The sequence below is a fragment of the Mesorhizobium sp. M7A.F.Ca.CA.004.06.1.1 genome, assembly GCF_003999135.1.
GTDB lineage: Bacteria > Pseudomonadota > Alphaproteobacteria > Rhizobiales > Rhizobiaceae > Mesorhizobium.
The window spans coordinates 1-2,789 of record NZ_RZPQ01000763.1 but is presented as its reverse complement, the minus strand read 5'-3'; the positions used below and the strand labels follow the sequence as shown (position 1 = coordinate 2,789).

The following is a 2,789-nucleotide window of genomic DNA, read 5'->3' as shown; positions in this document are numbered from 1 at the left end:
CTGACGGCAAGGTCGAAGGCTTCGACATCGACATCGCCAATGCACTATGCGCGCAGATGAAGGTCGAGTGCGAGATCGTCACGCAGGACTGGGACGGCATCATTCCCGCCTTGCAGGCGAAGAAATTCGACGCCATCATCGCCTCGATGAGCATCACCGAGGAGCGCAAGAAGCAGGTCGCCTTCACCAACAAATATTATACGACACCGCTGGCTCTGGTGGCGCCGAAGGACAGCGATCTCACCTCGACCGAACCACCGGCACTGGCCGGCAAGACGGTCGGCGCCCAGGCTTCGACCACGCAGGCCGACTATGCCCAGAATGAGTATGGCAAGGCAGGCGCGGAGGCAAAGCTCTATCCGACCCAGGAAGAGGCGATCACCGACCTGACCAACGGTCGTCTTGACGCCGTGATCTCGGACAAGTTCGTGCTGATGGACTGGCTGAAGAAGGCAAGCGACGGCTGCTGCAAGCTGGTCGGCGACGTCAAGGGCACCGAAACGCAAGCCGGCATTGCCGTGCGCCTGGAAGACACGGCCCTGCGCGACAAGCTCAACGCGGCCATCGATGCGATCGTTGCCGACGGCACCTACAAGAAGATCCAGGCCAAGTATTTCGACTTCGATATTTATTGAGGCTGGGCGCTTCTTCCCTTCTCCCCTTGTGGGAGAAGGTGTCGCCGAAGGCGGCGGATGAGGGGTGTTCCAGGGAACGCAAACGTCTTATTTCGCTGGAACACCCCTCATCCGTCTCGGCGCTAACGCGCCGATCCACCTTCTCCCACAAGGGGAGAAGGAAAAAGGCGCTACCTCAAAGCGCCTTCACAGCCACCTTCACCGGCTTTTCGATCTCCAGCGGATTGCGCAGCGGCAGGCCGAAGTCCCCGGCCTCGATCTCGAACACATCGCCGGCCTCGGTCCTGATGCCGTCGGCGAAAGAGAGCGTGGCCGTGCCGAACATATGCACATGCACGTCGCCCGGCTGGCGGAAGGCCGCGTATTTGAAATGGTGATGTTCGAGATTGGCGATGGTGTGCGACATGTTCGCTTCGCCGGACAGGAACGGCTTTTCCCACAGCACCTCGCTGTCACGCACGATGCGCGAGGTGCCGCGGATATCGGGCGGCAGGTCGCCGATCAGGATTTCCGGACCGAACGAGGCGTTGCGCAGCTTGGAATGGGCGAGGAACAGATAGTTCACGCGCTCGGTGACGTGGTCGGAAAACTCGTTCGACAGCGTGAAGCCGACGCGGAAAGGTGCGCCGTCGTCGCCGATGACATAGATGCCGGCCACCTCGGGCTCTTCGCCGGCGTCCTTGGCAAAGGCCGGTGACAGAAGTGCGGCACCTGGCGCCACCGCCATCGTGCCGTTGCCTTTGTAGAACCATTCCGGCTGCACGCCGATCTGGCCATTCGCCGGCTTGCCGCCCTCCAGCCCCATGCGAAACATCTTCATGGAATCGGTGAGCTGCTCCTCGCCGTCGGCGCTCAGCTTCTTGTGCATGGAATCGCGCGTCGCGGCGGAGCCGAGATGCGTCAGCCCGGTGCCGGTCAGGTGCAGATGCGCCGGATCAGGGTGATTGATCGGCGACAGCAGCCGCCCCTTCTTGTAAGCGGCCTCGAGATCGACCGTCTCGCCAAGCCCCTTGCGTTCGATCAGCGCGACGAGGCCGACGCCGGTGCGGGCGGCCTCCATCGCCAGCGAATAGACGCTGCGGGCGCCATTGATGATCCGGGTCTTGCCGCCATTGCGGGCGACGACGCGGATGGTCTCGGCGTCGTCGAGGATCTGGGAGATCAGCATGATGAATCCTCTCTCATTTGCCTTGGCAGGACTGCCAAAACGGCAGACCTTACTCAGCGCGGCCGGGACCTCGTCCATGCCACGGTTTAAATTCTCAGTTCGGATTGCGCTCGCGGGCCTGGTCCCTCAGGGACTTCTGTTACCGGCGGGTTGCCGGCAGCGCCGCGATCGTATGCCTCCTGCTTGCCTCGCCTAGAGCAGTTCACCGTTTCACGGAAACGGCGAACCGCTCTAACTCATTGTCTTGGCGCAATTCCAGGCGGAAAACCGTTTCACATTTTCCTGGAATTGCTCTTAAGCCCGTTCAAGCCTTGTTCTTGTTGTAGACGTCGAAGATCACGGCACCGAGCAGCACCAGGCCTTTGACCACCTGCTGCCAGTCGACATTGACGCCCATAATCGACATGCCGTTGTTCATCACGCCCATGATGAAGCCGCCGACCACCGCGCCGATGACCTGACCGACGCCGCCCATCGCCGAGGCGCCGCCGATGAAGACGGCGGCGATGACGTCGAGCTCGCTGCCGAGGCCCGCGGCCGGCACCGCCTGTCCCAGTCGCGCCGCGATGATCAGGCCGCCGAGCGCCGACAGCACGCCCATATTGATGAACACCATCAGCGTCAGCCGCTCGGTGTTGATGCCTGAAAGCTGCGCGGCCTTGGAATTGCCGCCCATGGCATAGATACGGCGGCCGATGGTCATGCGCTTGGTGACGAAGACGAACAGCGAGATCAGCACGCCCATGACGAGCAGCACCACCGGCAGGCCCCTGTAGCTGGCGAACTGGTAGACCAGGAACAGCGCCAGCGCGCTGCCGACCAGCGTCTTGACGACGAACAGGGCAAAGGGCTCGGCCTCATAGCCATGGCGTTCGCGCTTGCGGCGCGTCCTCACCCCGAAATAGGCGTAGGCCAGAACAGCGATCAGGCCCAGCACGATCGTCGTCATGTGCAGCGTCAGGCCGCTGCCCATGATGGTCTTGCCG

Annotated in this window: 2 protein-coding genes and 1 pseudogene; 1 reads left to right on the top strand and 2 read right to left on the bottom strand. The window is 62.4% G+C overall.

Annotation, left to right across the window (positions count from 1 at the left end; translation table 11 throughout):
* Positions 1-635, top strand: a 635-nt coding sequence (locus tag EN906_RS29765; RefSeq protein WP_127375585.1) for a transporter substrate-binding domain-containing protein, incomplete at its 5' end; no start/stop codon positions are given.
* 175 nt (positions 636-810) lie between these two features.
* On the opposite strand, the gene araD1 is transcribed toward EN906_RS29765, so the two are convergent.
* Both araD1 and EN906_RS29755 read right to left on the bottom strand, forming a co-directional pair.
* Entirely contained in the window at positions 811-1,803 is a 993-nt protein-coding gene (araD1, locus tag EN906_RS29760; RefSeq protein ID WP_127266707.1) for an AraD1 family protein, read from the bottom strand.
* A gap of 304 nt (positions 1,804-2,107) precedes the next feature.
* Positions 2,108-2,789, bottom strand: a pseudogene (locus EN906_RS29755) (sugar ABC transporter permease); the annotation flags it as partial.